The sequence below is a fragment of the Chryseobacterium sp. LAM-KRS1 genome (assembly GCF_013184525.1).
Lineage (GTDB): Bacteria > Bacteroidota > Bacteroidia > Flavobacteriales > Weeksellaceae > Chryseobacterium > Chryseobacterium proteolyticum.
Genome location: NZ_JAAOIZ010000005.1, coordinates 479,272 through 495,576 on the forward strand (window position 1 = coordinate 479,272; position 16,305 = coordinate 495,576).

Consider the following 16,305-nt stretch of genomic DNA (forward strand, 5'->3'; position numbering starts at 1 on the left):
GCTGTATCTTTAACCAATAAAAATGTCTACATTATGGTGTAGACATTTTTATTTATTTTTTGAAAACAACAGGTAAGATCTCATTATATCTTAATCCGTATTTTTTAATTTCTTCTTCGGTAAACTTTTGTGAATAGAAATTGATATCAACCTCAAATCCGGCCTTTTTCAACCTGTCAAAATAATCCATTCCATACCAACGTACATGATCATACTGCCCGAAATGTTTCTGCCGCTCTTTAGGATCCTTTATGGTAAAGTCCTCATAGGTTTTTTCCAGTGAATTCTTCATGGGTACCTGGAAAATACCCCATCCTCCAGGTCTCATTACCCTGTATAATTCACTGATTGCTTTTGCATCATCTTCAATATGCTCTAATACATGGTTGCAAAAAACAATATCGAAGCTGTCATCAGCGAAAGGAAGGTTCAGGATATCTGCTTTCACATCTACAATAGGAGAATATAAATCAGCAGAAATATAATCCAGGTTACGCATCCTTTTGAACTTTCTCAAAAATTCCTGCTCAGGAGCGATGTGCAAAACTTTATAGTTCTTAATAAAAAAATCGGTTTCATTCTGAAGGTATAACCACATCTGACGATGTCTTTCCAGACTTAATGTTCCCGGAGATAAAGCATTTTCCCTTTGTTTTCCATAGCCATACGGAAGAAACTTACGGTATGATTTTCCATCAATAGGATCGAAAAATTCATCTCCCTTAAAAAACTGGTAGATAAGCGGCCTTGCCCATATGCTCATCGTAATAAGCGCAGGACGCGGAATAGTATTCAGTAAAAGCTTGGTTACTTTTTTCATTAGAAATCCATTTGAAAAGGCTTCTCCTCATCACTTTGAATACCTAATGCTTCATATACGTATTTGAAAGTAGATAGCAATACAGGTTTCCCGTTGATCACAGCCACATCATGTTCAAAATGTGCTGATGGCTGATTGTCCAGGGTAGTTACCGTCCATCCGTCATTATGGAATTTTACTTTTTCAGTTCCCAGGTTAACCATAGGTTCAATAGCAATGGCAAGACCATCCTTGATCACTTTTCCACTTCCCTGTCTGCCGTAATTCGGAACCTGAGGATCTTCATGCATCTTTCTTCCTAATCCATGTCCTACAAGCTCTCTTACTACTCCATAGCCTTCTTTTTCACAATGAGCTTGAATTGCATGAGAAATATCTCCAATCCTTTTTCCACGGATGCATTGTTCAATTCCTTTATAAAGGGATTCTTTGGTAACCTGTAACAGTTTCTTAACCTCAGGCTTCACTTCCCCTATCTCGAAGGTATATGCGTGATCTCCCACAAAGCCATTTAAAACAGCCCCACAATCTACAGAAAGAACATCTCCTTCTTTAATAATGTCATTATTGGGAAAGCCATGAACCACCTGTTCATTCGGAGAAATGCACAGCGAATTGGGGAATCCCCCATATCCTAAGAATGCCGGTTCTCCTCCATGATCTTTAATGAAATCATGGGCTAATTTATCTAAATACAAAGTCGTAATTCCCGGTTTGATTTCTTTCGCTAACATTCCTAATGTTTTGGAAACCAATTGAGCACTTTGTTTCATAAGACGAAGCTCGTCTATTGTTTTTAATTGAATCATTTTTATACGATGTTAGATAGTAGATTTTAGAAGTTAGATTAATGATTTAATCTTAATAAAAGACATGCAAAAATCTAATTTCTAATGTCTCCTTCTCATATCTATTAATTTACCAGAAAAGGCCTTTTTTCTTTTCTTTCTTAAGTTTGGAGTATGCTAAAACTTCTTTACCTTCCACACGGAATTCTATCCTTTCGTGGATAATATTATAGATTTCTCCCCATCCCGGAAAACCACCTAAATTTCTGTCATCAATAAACCAGTCTGCATCTATTTTTCGAGATTGTGTTTCAGGGTCGAAAACTTCTCCTTCAAAACTACCGTTTACAGAATAAAATTCTATTCCGTTTTTCTTGCAGAATTCTACTGCCTCATCTAATGTTTTTCCGTGTCTGTATGTCCAAAGAATTAACCTGTAACCCTCGGATTGAAGTTTTCTTAAAGTTTCAAATGCAAAGATCTTCGCTTTTCCGATCCCCGGATAAGCATCGTCAACGATGGTTCCGTCGAAGTCTACAGCAATTTTTTTATTATTTAACATTTTCTGCGTTTTTAGCTGTGCAAAGATAAGAAATAAAAAGAGTGCCAAAAACACTTGGCACTCTTACTTTTATTTTTTAAGTATTCCATACCTAACTTTTCACCCAACTGAACTGGAATTGTAAGTCAGGAGTAGAAACTCTGTCTGTAATTTTCTGTAATCTCGCCGGAAGCTTCATAAGGTATTCCTGTGCTTTTTCAGCCTTTTCAGTAAGACCTTTGATGTGTTCTATTTTCCACTCGTCAAGCAGATCTTTCATGATATTGATATAATCCTGACCGGTATACACCATACATCTTTGTGCGGCATCTGAGAAATGTCCCCACAACTCACCTGCTTTCTGCCCTGATTGTCTCATTAAGTGAGCCGGCATAACAATTTTCTTACGCATCATATCTTCAAATGCCAGGATCATTTCTGACGGATCCAGCTCAAGGATCTTTGCAACGAAATGTTTATATGCTTTAGCGTGTCTTGCTTCGTCTGCTGCAATCACTCCACACATTTTTGCCAATTTTCCGTTTCCGGATTGTTTAGCTAAAGTTCCTACCCTTCTATGCGAAATATTAGTTGCTGTTTCCTGGAAGCTTGTATATACAAAGTTTCTGTAAGGATCCATACTTGTTCCAAGATCAAAACCGTCACTGATCAGGTACTGAGTCGTAATCTCTACTTCTCTCATGTTAACCCTGCCGCATAAATAAAGATATTTATTCAGCAAATCACCATGCCTGTTTTCTTCACCTGTCCATGATCTTACCCAATTGGCCCAGCCTACTTTTTCTTCCTGATCAATACCTTCTACACCCATTAACCAAGATTCATAAGATGGTAAAGCTTCTTCTGTAATACAGTCACCGATAAGGGTTACAAAAAGGTCATAAGGCATTTCACGAGCGAAGGTCTGAATTTCTTCTAAATCATATTTGAAATTTTCACTTGACGGATCCGGAAGGTAATCTGAGGGTTGCCATATTTTTTCAATTGGCGTCAAAAACTTTTCCAGAAAAGAACTTACTTCCTTTTCTAGAATACTCATCACTTCCTTCCTTACCAGCGTTTGATACATTTCAGTTATTTAGATTTATTATAATTAATATACAAAGATAGGATTTATTTATTATTTAGAGCATAATAACGTATGTCTCTCATAATATGTATGACATATATCATAAAAAATGCCATTATTAATGTAACGGCATTTTTTATTTTTTATTGGTAATCTTAGTTTACTAAAACATCTCCTGTCATACTTTCCGGAATGTCTATTCCCATTATTTTTAAAATAGTCGGAGCTACATCGCCAAGTTTTCCGGATTTCCCCGGTTTTAAATTCCAGGTACGGTCCTTATCCATTATAATAAGCGGTACCAGATTCGTGGAATGCTGTGTATTTGGTGTCCCATCAGGATTGATCATGACATCTGAGTTCCCGTGATCAGCAAGGATAAAGACGGCATAACCATGTTCATAAGCCGTAGTAGCCACTTTCTCAATGCACTTATCTACCGTTTCGGCAGCTTTTACAGCAGCTTCAAATACTCCGGTATGTCCTACCATATCCGTATTCGCAAAGTTGAGGCAAACAAAATCAGCAGTTTCATTTTCCAGTTCCGGAACAATAGCATTGGTAATATCATAAGCAGACATTTCAGGCTTAAGATCATAAGTAGGAACATCTTTAGGGCTTGGACAAAGCAATCTTTTTTCCCCTACAAATTCTTTCTCTCTACCACCGGAAAAGAAAAAGGTAACGTGAGGATATTTTTCTGTTTCTGCAATGCGGATCTGCGTTTTACCGTTTTTTTCGATGATTTCCCCCATCGTTTCCTGTAAAACTTCTTCATCAAAAACTACCTTTACATTATTAAAGGTCTTGTCATAGTTGGTAAGGGTAACATAATACAGATTCAGCTTACGCATAAAGAATTCCGGAAAATCTTTCTGAGACAGAACTTCTGTGATCTCTCTTCCCCGGTCGGTACGGAAGTTAAAGCAAATAACCACATCATTATCCACAATTTTAGCTACAGGAACCACATTACCTGTTTCCGTAGTATTCATAAGGATAATCGGCTTTAAAAACTCATCGGTAACATTATTATCATATGACTGCTGGATTGCTGCCAATGCATCAGTTGTTTGAAGTCCTACTCCTTCTGTTAGCGCATCATAAGCTAATTTCACTCTTTCCCATCTCTTATCCCTGTCCATGGCGTAATATCTTCCGACAATAGTTGCCAGTTTCCCGGTCGTAGCAAGCATATGTTCATCAAGTTCTTTGATGAATCCCAATCCTGAATGCGGATCGCAGTCTCTACCGTCTGTAAAAGCGTGGACAAAAACATTTTCATTCAGTCCGAAATTTTTAGCCGCGGTTAAAAGACCTTTTAAGTGATTGATATGGGAATGTACTCCTCCATTGGAAACCAATCCGATAAAATGTACTTTTTTATTTTCCCTTTTAGCATATTCGAAAGCTTCCTGAATGACTTTTTCCTCCCCGAGGGTTCCATTTTCTACAGCCATATTCAGTTTTACAAGATTTTGGTAAACCACTCTTCCTGCTCCAAGATTCATGTGTCCTACTTCTGAATTCCCCATCTGTCCTGCAGGAAGACCTACTGCAGTACCGCTCGCTTCAAGTGTGGTGTGTGGAAATTTATGAAAACAACTATCTATAAATGGTGTATTGGCTTTATCAAGTGCTGAAACTTCAGGATTTTTTCCCAGTCCCCATCCGTCAAGTATGGCCAGTATTGCTTTTTTCGACATTTTTTGTAACTTTTAATATACAAATTTACCTATTTTCCAATGAAACTGATCCTTTTAAAGACTTAAATTTTTATTAAAGCTTTTATTTATTTCTCTTTAAACAATGGATTTTTTTTACAGTAACGGATTTTGCAATTCAATAAGATTCTCATTAATAATAATGGTGGCTGCTCAATCTCTATTCCTAGGAACAGCATCATATATGATATGAACTCTCACCAATTCAAATGTTCAAACGTTTACAGTTTACACTTTAAAAAAGTCTTCAAACTTTTTGTGGTCTTTCTTTGTGTATTCTTTGATGTATTGATCTAAAAAACCGCTTTCTTTCAAAAATAACAAGGGATCTTTGATATTCAATATATCATGGATTGCTTTATGCTTATCTGTTTGTTTATTAAAATAGGCTTCTGAAATTTTATATCCCATCCAATATCCTAAATCATTAGGACGGTCATCTTTTTTACTGGTTTCATAAAGCCAGTCCGTAGCACTGTTTCCCTTTAATAAAGCGACAAACTCCTTTTTTAAAGGATCAGCATGTGCTTCACCATATTGAAATGCTTTTACATTAATATTTTCACCAGATATCAATTCGCTGACAAAATCCGCTCCTCCCTCAAGCAAGGTATATTTTAGCAGCATGTCATTTCCCATAATATTTTGTTGAAAATGAATCAATTCATGAGCAATAAGCCCCGTAACACCATCCAGATTTTTAAGCATTTCAGTGCCAATTATAATACCATCATTAGAAGTCGTTCCTCCGGAATTAAATCTTCCATAGACAAAATATACGGGTGGAAATTTAGCTTCGGGATACCAATATTTTAACGCGCTGTAAATTGCCCTTGTCCTTTTTTCTTTTTGATTGATCCCATTCAGTACATTCCGGCTTTTTAAATAATCTTCCCTCTTCTTTTTTACTTTTGAATATAAAGAATCGGCATTGATGATCCTGAATTCCATAAAACCTTTTACTCCGGGAGATCCGTCTTTTACATAATCTGCAAAAGGATTTTTCTTTGATGTTTCTATCTGATCAAAAGCTTTCCAGAATTTATCGGTATCTCTTGTTTCAAAGACAGCATCCAGAGGATTTGTGGAAAAATTTGTCTGAGCATTTACCCCTGCAAAAATTAAAGTGAATGCTATAAGAATGGTCCTTGTTTTTATTTTCATGATCTCATTTTAGTTGAGTGTATTTTATGAATTCCAAAAATATAAAAATCGCCTTTGTATTTAATGTGGAATACAAAAGTTTTTTGCTTTAAATCAATAGGCATTCACGGCATATACTATTGGAATGAATACTTTTTGCTTATGATTATGAAAAATCTGCGGCGAGGTATTAATTATTATTTTTAATTTTGCTTTATGGATTTACGAGATCAACTAAAGAACCTTTTTCCTGACCATGAAGAGCAGGATTTTGAAATGCCTGAAGAAAAATTCAAGCAGAAAGAACCCCTGATATGCAAGTTTGAAAAAAAAGGAAGAAATGGAAAACCCGTTACAGTGATTGAAGGCTGGGAAGGAAGTGAAGAAGATTTGAAAAAAATCTCCAAAAAGATCAAAACCACTTTAGGGATCGGAGGATCGGAAAAAGATGGGATGATCATTATTCAGGGGGATAACCGAGATAAGATTATGGAGATTCTTAAAGATATGGGCTATAAAACGAAAAGGGTTGGCGGATAGCTTAGAAATAGATCTGAGTATCAGGTAGCAATTTCTTATATTTTTCAATGGTGGCCTTATCCATAGGATTCCCCGTTAATATCAATGTTTTAAGATTTTTAAGCTGAGAAATATCGTTCGGCAGGTCTTTTAGGTTATTGTTTGCAAAGTTCATACTTACCACATTTTTCAATCCTTTTATTTTTGCCGGAATTTCCTGAATATTATTCTGGCTCACGTTAAGGAACTCCAGATTCTTTGATTGAAAAAGGGATTCAGGTAGTTTGGAAATAGCATTTTGCTGTAATTCCAGATACTTCAGATTCTTGGGAAATTCAAGATTGCCAAGATCATTGATCTGGTTCGCTGCCAGATTCAGGTATTTTAAGTTTTTAATTTGATTCAGACGTTCGGAAATAAAGCTGATCTGATTATCCTGAAGATTAATTTCCTCCAATGCCGGAATTTCCGTTAAGGCTTCCGGGAAAACATTCAGATTATTAGCATCGAGATGAATTACCTTCAATTGCTGTAACCTTGCAATATTGGGATTAACAGTGGTCAGGTTGTTCAGATTCATTGAAAGGGTTTTCAGCTGGGTAAGCTCTCCAACTTCATCCGGAATAAACTTGATGCTGTTTTCATTGACATTCAATATCTCCAGATTCTTCAAAGCAAATAGTTCAGGATCCATCTTTTCCAGATTATTTCCCATGATATTAAGAAAGAATAAGGAAGTAAATTTTCTTATATCAGAAGGAAGATTAAATAAACCTTTACCTCTGAAACTCATACTGTATACCGGCTTTTCACTTTTTAAAGCATCTTCGATAGTCGTATAGGTAGGATATTTTACCGGATCAATTTGTGCATAGCTGTAGTTCAGTGCGAACAGAATAATCAATAAGGAAAGTTTTTTCATAGATAGATAAAAGCTGCCGATAACAGAATTACCGGCAGCAACTGAATATTAATACATTACTTCTTTATTACTTTTACTGTTTTCTGGAATCCTTCTGCCTCGATATTTACGATCAAAACACGGGAAGCTTCAAGCTGGGATGTAAAGTCTAAATCCAACGCAGTATGAGAGCCTGTAAATTTCTTTGTGAATACAATTTTACCATCCATGCTGTAGGCTGTTACAGAAATATCTTTCAAGCCTTTAGAAGAATTGATCTTCACAATTCCTGACGTCGGGTTTGGAGCTACACTAACTGTACTTTCGGTTTTAGCGTCAATTGTTCCCAAAGTACCGTTTTGTCCTAAATTATTTTTAAGAGCGACAACAATGGTGGCAGATTTTCCTCTGTAGTCAATTGTATTTCCAGTGGCATCCACATCTGTAGAGATTGTCGCATCCGGATGCTGAATCGAAAAGAATCCGAATTTATGATCTGGAGTAAAGGTAAGTCCTGTAGGCTCAGAACCTGCCGGCATAGAAGCAAAAAGTCTCACTTTAGGATTCGCCTGAGTGTGATCCGGAGCTACTACCCAAATATAATTTTTCCCTCCATCCTGTAACACCCAAAGGTTTCCAAGTTCATCAAAAGTAAGATTGTCATTCCCATCTCCCCATGCTTCTGATTTGATCCCTTGTGCCGTATTGAAAGAATATACAGTAGAAAGCCCTCCGACAAACGTTTCTACTTGAGAAGCGGTAGTTCCGTTATCCTGTAAGCGATATACTTTATTTAAACCTTTTGCAGTAAAATAAATCTTCCCGTCCAATGGACTGATATCCACATCTTCTATTCCGTTGAATTTTGTACCTCCTAATGAAAAAGCCAGGTTATTTGTATTATTCTGGTCTGCTTTTGTCTTATTAGGTACCTGGATCCATGTTGCTGTATTTACTACCGGATCTCCTGTACTGCTTAATCCCTGATCCAGTTTCAGTACATAAAGATTACCTGATGAAAGGTTGTTGGGTGTATCCATTACATATTTATAAACCAGATGGGTTCCTCCATCCTCACCATAATAAGCAGTCGTTCCTGCATTATTGATCACTACATTTTCGTGATTCATTATACCCATCTGCCATAATTTCCCTTTAGAACCGTCCGGATTCTGTGAAATTACCTGGGCCGTTGCAGGATCAATTTCTACCAACCAACCATAATCTTTATATCCGTCAGCATTGGTATCACTTGAGGTTACAGATTCTTCAGCTGTAACCACAGTTCCCCAAGGAGTAATACCTCCTGAACAGTTTCTGATCGTCTGTACAAGGCTTGGTGTAGAGAAATCCACAGCTCTGGATTTTGTCAGCTGCCAAAGCTTCGTTGAAGCATTATAATTGATTTCAGCCATCGTAACTCCACCTGGATTTGTTTCATGGTTTACTGAAAGATAACCATCGGTTGAGCTGGCGTTTTTAGCAACATAAGCGGTAAAATCATTCTGTCCACCTACTAATCCACCTCCTTGTGTATAGGCATCTCCTTCTTTTAAAATAAGCTGATATTTATGCTCGGCAGGGATGATCAGTTTATTGGTTTGTGAAGTAGGAACAATAGAAGTGAAACAACTGATGTGAGCCGCATTACAACCAACAGGGTTCGTTGTTCCGCTTACCGTTTTTAAATAAGCATCAATTCTCAGGTCTGAGCTTTGCCCGCTTCTGTTGTGCAGTTCAATGGATATCCTGTTGTTTCCGTTAACAAATTTTGATTTTGGAATCGAGAAAACATTATACACATTCTCTGCAGCACCGTCAATTGTGGTCACAGAAGGTGTATTAAAAGCGATAGTTCCTGTAGGCATATTGTCCCTTACTACTTCCTGTCCGTTAAGGTATACAACAATACCGTCATCTCTCATCACTCCTAACTCCATGGTATCGGAAAGATCAGCAAGATTAACACTAAAATCTTTTGCAAAATAAGCTGCAGTAAGACCTGAATTAATAGTGGTAGTTACAGGATCGCCATATCCTAACGGACCGTTTCCTGTAGACCAGGAAGAAACATCAAAATTGGTATCTTTCCACTGGGTAACCTGCGCCTGGTTGTTGTCGATATACCTCCATGAGGCATTTTTATTGAAAACAAAGGTCTGTGCCTGAAGGGCAGAACCTGATACGAGTGCAAGAGCTGCAACTGTTAGTAGTTTTTTCTTCATAATAATTTCGATTTATTAGATGTTGCAAAACTATTTTTTTATCACCAGCCCTCTATTAATAGAGTTTTAAATAAAGCATCAGCAATGTTACAAAATTAAAAACCCAATGTTAAGTGAATTAAGTTTGTGTTAAATATGATGCAGGATTTGAAATTCGTGGTTATGTAATAATCACGATATAAGTAGAAAATTGAGCGTAAAACGATTACTTTTTAAGTATAGCACGTTCATTTCGAGTTTCGAAATTCATTTATTAAATCAAATAAGCCTTAGCCCGCTCATTATAAACACTTCCCTGTTATCTTTTGCTTACATCCGTCAGAGCGTTTAGAAATGCAATGATCTGCTTCATTTCAGTTTCGGTAAGATTAAGTTTATCCGCTGGTAAAGTCTGGTTATTTATTTTTAACCCCAGACCTTCGCCTCCTCCTTCATTATAAAAATCCAACACTTCTTCCAGAGTATTAAATGCTCCATTATGAAAATAAGGCTTTGTAAGCGCAATATTTCTTACTGTCATGGTTTTAAAAGAATTTTCATAGATCCAGGAATTTTCTTTTTTCACCGGGCTTTTCACTCTTCCCAAATCAGAATCCAGTTCTAAAGGCAGTTTACTGATCGGAGCTTTTGTAACCCCTAACACTTCCGATTCATTCTCATTATAGAAGGGAGGAACCAGTCCTGAGAAATGAGGGGCAAAATGACAGGTTGCACAGTTGGCTTTTCCCATGAATAAATTGAATCCTTTTTTAGCATCATCTGAGATTTCTTTCTCATTTCTCATAAAGCGATCAAAATCACTTTCAAAAGAATAAAGGGAAGCTACATATGAACTCAATGCTTTGGAGAAATTTTCTTTACTGATCTTCCCATCTTTAAATGCTGTACGGAATGCTCTTTTATATTCCGGTTTTTCCTTTAATTTTTTAATAATACTTTCATAGCTCGTATTGAATTCCTGTTCATTGTAGATAACATGCTCTGCCTGTTGCTCGATATAAAAAGCACGCATATCGTAAAAAAATCTTTTAGCAAATACTGCGTTGTATAAAGAAGGAGAATTCCGCAACACGGTTTTTCCTTCAACGTTACTTGGCGACTTTGCTTTAAGGTCTGTAAAAGCATTTTCCGGCAAATGGCATGTAGCGCAGCTCATTTTCCCATTTCCGCTTACACTTTGGTCATAGAATATTTCTTTGCCCAGTTTCTTAAGCTCTGGATTATCTTCAGATGCCTTTAAAAGGGTATAAAAATAGGGATCCAGAAAATCGCTGCTGAAAAAATTTTTGTTCTGAGCGTTCCATCCCGAAAACGCCTTGAGGTCATCTGTTCTTCCGTCCCAGTTTCCAAATTCTTCATAAAGAGGCTGGATGTATTTTTTATAAAATTCAATGCGGTCAAATGTTTCAAAATTTTTATTAACTGCAAGGTATCCGGTTGCATCAGAAAGAATGGTATTTGCTTTCTGAATATTATAATTCGTAAAATAAGGATCATCATTAATGTATTTTTTTATTCCCAAAAGCGCATACGCTGCTTCTTCAGAAATATTTAAAGAACCGGGTGTATCAAAGCCTGTAACTCCCAAGCTATAAATCCTTATTAACTCAATACGGAGTGGTAATGTTTTATTGACACCTTTGCTCAATCCGTTTTTTACCGAGCTTAAATAAAAGTTAGAATAACTATTGTACAAAAAATCAATAATGGATTTTATTTTCTCTTTCTGTTCAGCTGCCTCTTCCGAGTAAATCAGTTCATCCAAAACCTGTAATCCTTCCGGGGGCAAAGTATAGGCTGACGTTCCTGCTGCCTCAATATGAAATAAAGGAGCAGCATTAAGATGGGTTTTTGTGAATTCAGGGTAATGATAGGCAATATAGAATTCTATTTCCTTAAAAGAGTTTCGGGTAGTACTCACTGATTTCTGCAGATCTTCAAGAGATATTTTGTCATCCCCAAACAGGTAAACATCTCTTTTCAACTGTTCAAGCTTATTTTTAAAGTCAGTTAACCCGTTATTGATAAAAGTATTTTCATTTTTCGTCCCTTTATCTGTAGGATTAAATGACATGATTGCAAAACCGAAAGTTAAAATAATAAGCAGTAAAGAGTATTTCATGAAATTTTTAGCGGCAAATGTAATCATCATACATTATCTCAGTTTTAAATCTGGATTAAATAATGTTTATATTTTAATTCATGAATTTTTATTAATTTTAAACCCCGAAACCAAATTCATTATACTGAAAAGCCGGATATACTGCCTGTTCTTTTTAAAATATGATGTGAGATTAATGGGATGAGGATTTTATATATTTACAACTAATCAAAAACGAAATATCATTATGAAAACAAAATTACTACTGGCTTTTGTAGCAAGTCTTTTCTCATTTGGGATTTTTGCCCAGAAATTAGGTCAGGAAATGGCAGTATATGCAGAAAAAAAGGGTAATGATTATTACCTGATCCGTCTGGTACAGGATCAGGCCGTACCTAAAGTTTACGTTTACTCCAACGGCGAGACCAAACCTTATAAAACTTATACCGAATTAAAAGATGTTGTAATGGATTTTCCGGGAATGATGTCTTCGAATAATTCAACTAAAGAAGAGTTGGTTTCTGTTTTGAAAAAAGATAATCATTTTTATGAAATTACCTCCCAGAGAAAAGATCCTAAAAACTTTGAAAAAACAACAGTAACCGTTTACGAAGTTTTCAATGGCCAGAAAAGGATCGTAGAAGAGTACGGCTCTATTTATGAGCTTGTAAGTTCTCCTTATAAAGATGCCATTTTCATTGACATAAAAAAATAAACATAATATGCTAAATAAACTTGCAGCTTCCGAGCTGGTACTAAATGATGACGGAAGTGTTTACCACTTAAACCTTTTACCTGAAGATATTGCGGATAAAATTATCCTGGTTGGTGATCCTGACAGGGTTCCGAAAGTATCTCAGTATTTTGATAAAGTAGAGATTAAAAAGAATAAACGGGAATTCTATACCCATACAGGAATTTTACGCGGTGAAAGAATTTCAGTAATGTCCACCGGAATCGGTACGGAGAATATCGATATTGTAATGAATGAGCTGGATGCCCTGGTTAATATCGACCTTAAAAATAAGGAAATTAAAACCGAACATAAGGCGCTTGAACTTTTCCGTATGGGAACATGTGGTAGCGTGAATCCAGATGTACAGGTGGACAATATGCTGGTAACCCAAAATGTTGTAGGTTTGGATGGTCTTATGCACTTTTATAAGGATTACCATTTTGAAAATGATTTTTCAAAGAACTTTATCGAAAAGTTCCCTTATGAGAAAATTAAGCCAATGCTTTATTTTGCTGACTGGGCTGAAGATATTGCTGAATACTACAAAGATGCCAGATATCATGGAAATACCGCCACATTCCCTGGATTCTATGCTCCACAGGGCAGACAACTTCGTCTGAAATCCCTGGATGATAAATTCCTGGAGACATTGAACGAACTTGGCATTACTAATTTCGAAATGGAAACTTCGGCAATTTATGCATTCTCAAAACTATTGGGACACAAAGCAATTACCGTAAATAATGTAATTGCCAACAGAAGACGTGGAGAATTTTCCTCTGATCACCATGCATCGGAAAAGAACCTTATTGAATGGGTATTGGAGAGAATAATCAAATAATAAGAAAAAAACAAAAGGATTTCAAAATTGAAATCCTTTTGTTTTATGGACAATTCTTTTCATATTCATTGATGATCTTCACAAACATTTTAATATCATATTCGGATCTTTTTCGTGTAACATAATTGAATCTATCTTTTTTATCAAGACTTTTAGATTCATCAATCGCTTTTTGGTAATTGTCTTTAATGTCCTGCTTCATTTTTTTCCTAAAATCCCTGTCCTGTAATTTTATATAAAGATTATCCAGATACTTTACAAATTCAGGGCAATCCCCACCGGCATATTTAAAAGCATTAATTAATTTTTCATCGAGGCTTCCCAGGTTAAACAATGAAACTTCATCCACATCAACAGGCATTACGGCAAAATCTGATTTGTCATTTTTAATATACATAATCGTGCCTGCGTACATGCATCCCATACCATTGCCACAAACTGTATATTCATACCCGTAAATATCTATTTTACCATCGTAAAGAATGGGAAGGATGGCTGTATAATTTTTATCTTTCACATCATTATCCTTACTCACTTTTTTAATGCTCAGCTTTTCATAACCTATAACTTCATCATCATACTTATCTACTACCTTTATTTTTTGAATATCATGATACCCTATTTTCTTGATCTCCGACGCTTCAGAAGTTTTGTATTCAAATAATTGTTCATTCTCAAAAACAGATTTATTTTTACTTTGTGCTACAATCCCCATAAAGGATTCAGCTTTGGGGAAATAAATATCTCTTAACAAAATATTTTCGGTAGAACCATCAGTTTTAGTGATTTCAACCGGAATAAAAGGCCTCTTTTCAAGTGACTTCTTGGATTGCCCGAACATTAAATTTGCGCAGATCAGACCTGCCATAAGTAAAATTCTATTCATCGTTTTTAGTTTTATATAATTTTGTTGTATCAGGATTGCAGCCTCAAAAAACAGTTCTCGATGTGATCATTTACCATACCGGTCGCCTGCATATGGCCATATACTACCGTTGATCCCATAAATTTAAAACCTCTTTTCTTGAGGTCTTTGGATAAAATATCGGAAATTTCAGTAGTGGCTGGAATATCTTTCAAGCTTTTGGGCCTATTGTCAATAGGTTCACCACCTACAAAACCCCAGATATATTTGGAAAAAGTTCCAAATTCTTTCCGGACTTCCATAAACTTCTGTGCATTGTTGACCGTTGCTAAAATTTTCAGCCTGTTTCTTATAATGCCGGAATTCTGCATGAGCTCCTCAATTTTTTTATCCTCATATTTTGCAATCTTTTTATAGTCAAAGCCATCAAAAGCCTTCGTAAAATATTCTCTTTTGCTTAAAATGGTATACCAGCTTAATCCTGCCTGGAAACTTTCAAGGATCAGAAATTCAAAAATCTTTTGATCATCATAAACAGGACTCCCCCATTCTTCATCATGATATTTCCTGTACAGATCATCTTTTTCACACCATCCACAACGTATTTTTTCCATATCTCAAGATTGTATTTATCCCTTTAAAGATAAAACGGATTTAGAAAACTATAACAAAAGATTATGAAAATTTTAACAAGAGAGCCGGATTTTAGGAATGGTTATTGTTTTACTATAAACAACACTAAATAATAAATGTTATGAACAATTCGGATTACAACAAAGCAGAGGACGCGGTAAATAAAACAGAAAACTCTTTAAAAAATGCAGCGACCGATGCGAAATGGAAAATTAATGATTTAGCAGACAAAGCTAGGGATTATATCAATGAAAAAAGAAACAATGACGAAGAAGCTAGTCAGGAAGATTGGCTTGACAGGGTAAAAGCTAATATTTCTGACACTTGGGAAGACATCAAGGATAAGGCGGATGAAGCCTGGGAAAAAACCAAGGATGCGGCTGAAGATGTAAAAGCGGAATGGAATAAAAAAACCAATTAAAATTTCAGTCATATAAATATTTTCAAAAAAACGGAACCTTTTTATAAGGCTCCGTTTTTTTATTATGTTCTAAACACAAATTATCGCTACATTTGTAATATTAATAAACATTAAAAAATTATGTCATACGGTTTACTTAAAGGCAAAAAGGGAATTATTTTTGGGGCCCTTAATGAACAATCGATCGCATGGAAAGTTGCTGAAAGATGCCATGAAGAAGGAGCTGAATTTATTTTATCTAATGCTCCTATTGCTTTGAGAATGGGAGAACTTAACGGTTTAGCTGAAAAAACAGGCTCAGAGGTTATCGGAGCAGATGCTACTTCTGTTGAAGATCTTGAAAAACTTTTTGATGCTGCGATCGCAAAATTCGGAAAAATAGATTTCATCCTTCACTCCATAGGAATGTCCGTAAATGTAAGAAAAGGAAAACATTATACAGAAATGAACTACGACTGGTTGGAAAAAGGATGGGATATCTCAGCTGTTTCTTTCCATAAAGTAATGCGTGTGGCATGGGAAAAAGACTGTATGAATGAATGGGGAAGCATCCTGGCCCTTACTTATATTGCTGCTCAGAGAACATTCCCTGATTATAATGATATGTCTGATAACAAAGCTTATCTTGAAAGTATCGCGAGAACATTCGGAAACTATTGGGGGGAAAGAAAAGTTCGTGTAAATACGGTTTCCCAGTCTCCTACTCCTACCACTGCCGGAAGCGGAGTAAAAGGTTTCGGAGGTTTCCTTGGATATGCAGAAGACATGTCTCCACTTGGAAACGCTACAGCACTTGAATGTGCAGATTATTGTGTTACACTTTTCTCTGATCTTACCAAAAAAGTAACAATGCAGAATCTTTTCCATGACGGTGGTTTCAGTAGTTCGGGTGTTACTCAGAAAGTAATTAGTAAGTATGACGTTGAGAAATAATCAACATCCTTAATAAAAATTAAA

The 16,305-nt window shown here is 36.0% G+C and carries 16 protein-coding genes; 5 read left to right on the top strand and 11 right to left on the bottom strand.

From position 1 onward, the window contains the following. Positions 1 to 52: 52 nt before the first annotated feature. The 6 genes from G9C87_RS16810 to G9C87_RS16835 form a co-directional block, all read right to left on the bottom strand. Positions 53 to 820, bottom strand: a complete 768-nt coding sequence (locus tag G9C87_RS16810; protein ID WP_172283263.1) for a class I SAM-dependent methyltransferase — start codon at positions 818 to 820, stop codon at positions 53 to 55. Continuing rightward, positions 820 to 1,629, bottom strand: coding sequence for a type I methionyl aminopeptidase (gene map, locus G9C87_RS16815; RefSeq protein WP_172283264.1), 810 nt, complete (start codon positions 1,627 to 1,629; stop codon positions 820 to 822). The genes G9C87_RS16810 and map overlap by 1 nt, the downstream gene beginning before the upstream one ends. 109 nt (positions 1,630 to 1,738) lie before the next feature. Continuing rightward, positions 1,739 to 2,170: a BT0820 family HAD-type phosphatase gene (locus tag G9C87_RS16820; RefSeq protein WP_172283266.1), complete on the bottom strand. Its 432-nt coding sequence runs from the start codon at positions 2,168 to 2,170 to the stop codon at positions 1,739 to 1,741. A gap of 91 nt (positions 2,171 to 2,261) precedes the next feature. Then, positions 2,262 to 3,239, bottom strand: coding sequence for an acyl-ACP desaturase (locus tag G9C87_RS16825; protein ID WP_172283267.1), 978 nt, complete (start codon positions 3,237 to 3,239; stop codon positions 2,262 to 2,264). Between the two features lie 155 nt (positions 3,240 to 3,394). Further along, positions 3,395 to 4,945 carry a 2,3-bisphosphoglycerate-independent phosphoglycerate mutase gene (gene gpmI, locus G9C87_RS16830; protein WP_172283269.1) on the bottom strand — a complete coding sequence of 517 codons (1,551 nt, stop codon included), beginning with the start codon at positions 4,943 to 4,945 and terminating at the stop codon, positions 3,395 to 3,397. A gap of 246 nt (positions 4,946 to 5,191) precedes the next feature. Next, positions 5,192 to 6,127 (bottom strand): DUF2268 domain-containing putative Zn-dependent protease, encoded by a 936-nt coding sequence (locus tag G9C87_RS16835; protein ID WP_172283271.1) that lies wholly within the window; start codon positions 6,125 to 6,127, stop codon positions 5,192 to 5,194. Between the two features lie 195 nt (positions 6,128 to 6,322). Between G9C87_RS16835 and G9C87_RS16840 the strand changes: the two genes are divergently transcribed. Beyond that, on the top strand, positions 6,323 to 6,646 hold the full coding sequence (locus tag G9C87_RS16840) for a translation initiation factor (protein ID WP_172283272.1): 324 nt from the start codon (positions 6,323 to 6,325) through the stop codon (positions 6,644 to 6,646). Position 6,647: 1 nt separating this feature from the next. Here the strand turns inward: G9C87_RS16840 and G9C87_RS16845 are convergent, their stop codons facing one another. From G9C87_RS16845 to G9C87_RS16855, 3 genes are all read right to left on the bottom strand, one after another. Next, positions 6,648 to 7,547, bottom strand: coding sequence for a leucine-rich repeat domain-containing protein (locus G9C87_RS16845; RefSeq protein WP_172283274.1), 900 nt, complete (start codon positions 7,545 to 7,547; stop codon positions 6,648 to 6,650). A 56-nt stretch (positions 7,548 to 7,603) separates the two neighbouring features. Continuing rightward, positions 7,604 to 9,751, bottom strand: coding sequence for an alkaline phosphatase PhoX (locus G9C87_RS16850; protein WP_172283276.1), 2,148 nt, complete (start codon positions 9,749 to 9,751; stop codon positions 7,604 to 7,606). Positions 9,752 to 10,049: 298 nt separating this feature from the next. Then, on the bottom strand, positions 10,050 to 11,903 hold the full coding sequence (locus G9C87_RS16855; protein ID WP_228457036.1) for a cytochrome-c peroxidase: 1,854 nt from the start codon (positions 11,901 to 11,903) through the stop codon (positions 10,050 to 10,052). A gap of 196 nt (positions 11,904 to 12,099) precedes the next feature. Between G9C87_RS16855 and G9C87_RS16860 the strand changes: the two genes are divergently transcribed. Together G9C87_RS16860 and G9C87_RS16865 are read left to right on the top strand one after the other, a co-directional pair. Beyond that, positions 12,100 to 12,567: a hypothetical protein gene (locus tag G9C87_RS16860; RefSeq protein WP_172283278.1), complete on the top strand. Its 468-nt coding sequence runs from the start codon at positions 12,100 to 12,102 to the stop codon at positions 12,565 to 12,567. 7 nt (positions 12,568 to 12,574) lie between these two features. After that, entirely contained in the window at positions 12,575 to 13,429 is an 855-nt protein-coding gene (locus G9C87_RS16865; protein ID WP_172283279.1) for a nucleoside phosphorylase, read from the top strand. Between the two features lie 43 nt (positions 13,430 to 13,472). Here G9C87_RS16865 and G9C87_RS16870 read toward each other — a convergent pair whose 3' ends face one another. Both G9C87_RS16870 and G9C87_RS16875 read right to left on the bottom strand, forming a co-directional pair. After that, positions 13,473 to 14,315, bottom strand: coding sequence for a hypothetical protein (locus G9C87_RS16870; RefSeq protein ID WP_172283280.1), 843 nt, complete (start codon positions 14,313 to 14,315; stop codon positions 13,473 to 13,475). Between the two features lie 29 nt (positions 14,316 to 14,344). After that, complete coding sequence (locus tag G9C87_RS16875; protein ID WP_172283281.1) at positions 14,345 to 14,908, bottom strand: DNA-3-methyladenine glycosylase I; 564 nt, start codon at positions 14,906 to 14,908, stop codon at positions 14,345 to 14,347. 140 nt (positions 14,909 to 15,048) lie between these two features. Here G9C87_RS16875 and G9C87_RS16880 point away from each other — a divergent pair, with 140 nt between their 5' ends. Continuing rightward, positions 15,049 to 15,348, top strand: a complete 300-nt coding sequence (locus G9C87_RS16880) for a hypothetical protein (RefSeq protein WP_172283282.1) — start codon at positions 15,049 to 15,051, stop codon at positions 15,346 to 15,348. 120 nt (positions 15,349 to 15,468) lie between these two features. Next, positions 15,469 to 16,281: an enoyl-ACP reductase gene (locus G9C87_RS16885; RefSeq protein WP_172283283.1), complete on the top strand. Its 813-nt coding sequence runs from the start codon at positions 15,469 to 15,471 to the stop codon at positions 16,279 to 16,281. The last annotated feature ends 24 nt before the right edge of the window (positions 16,282 to 16,305 follow it).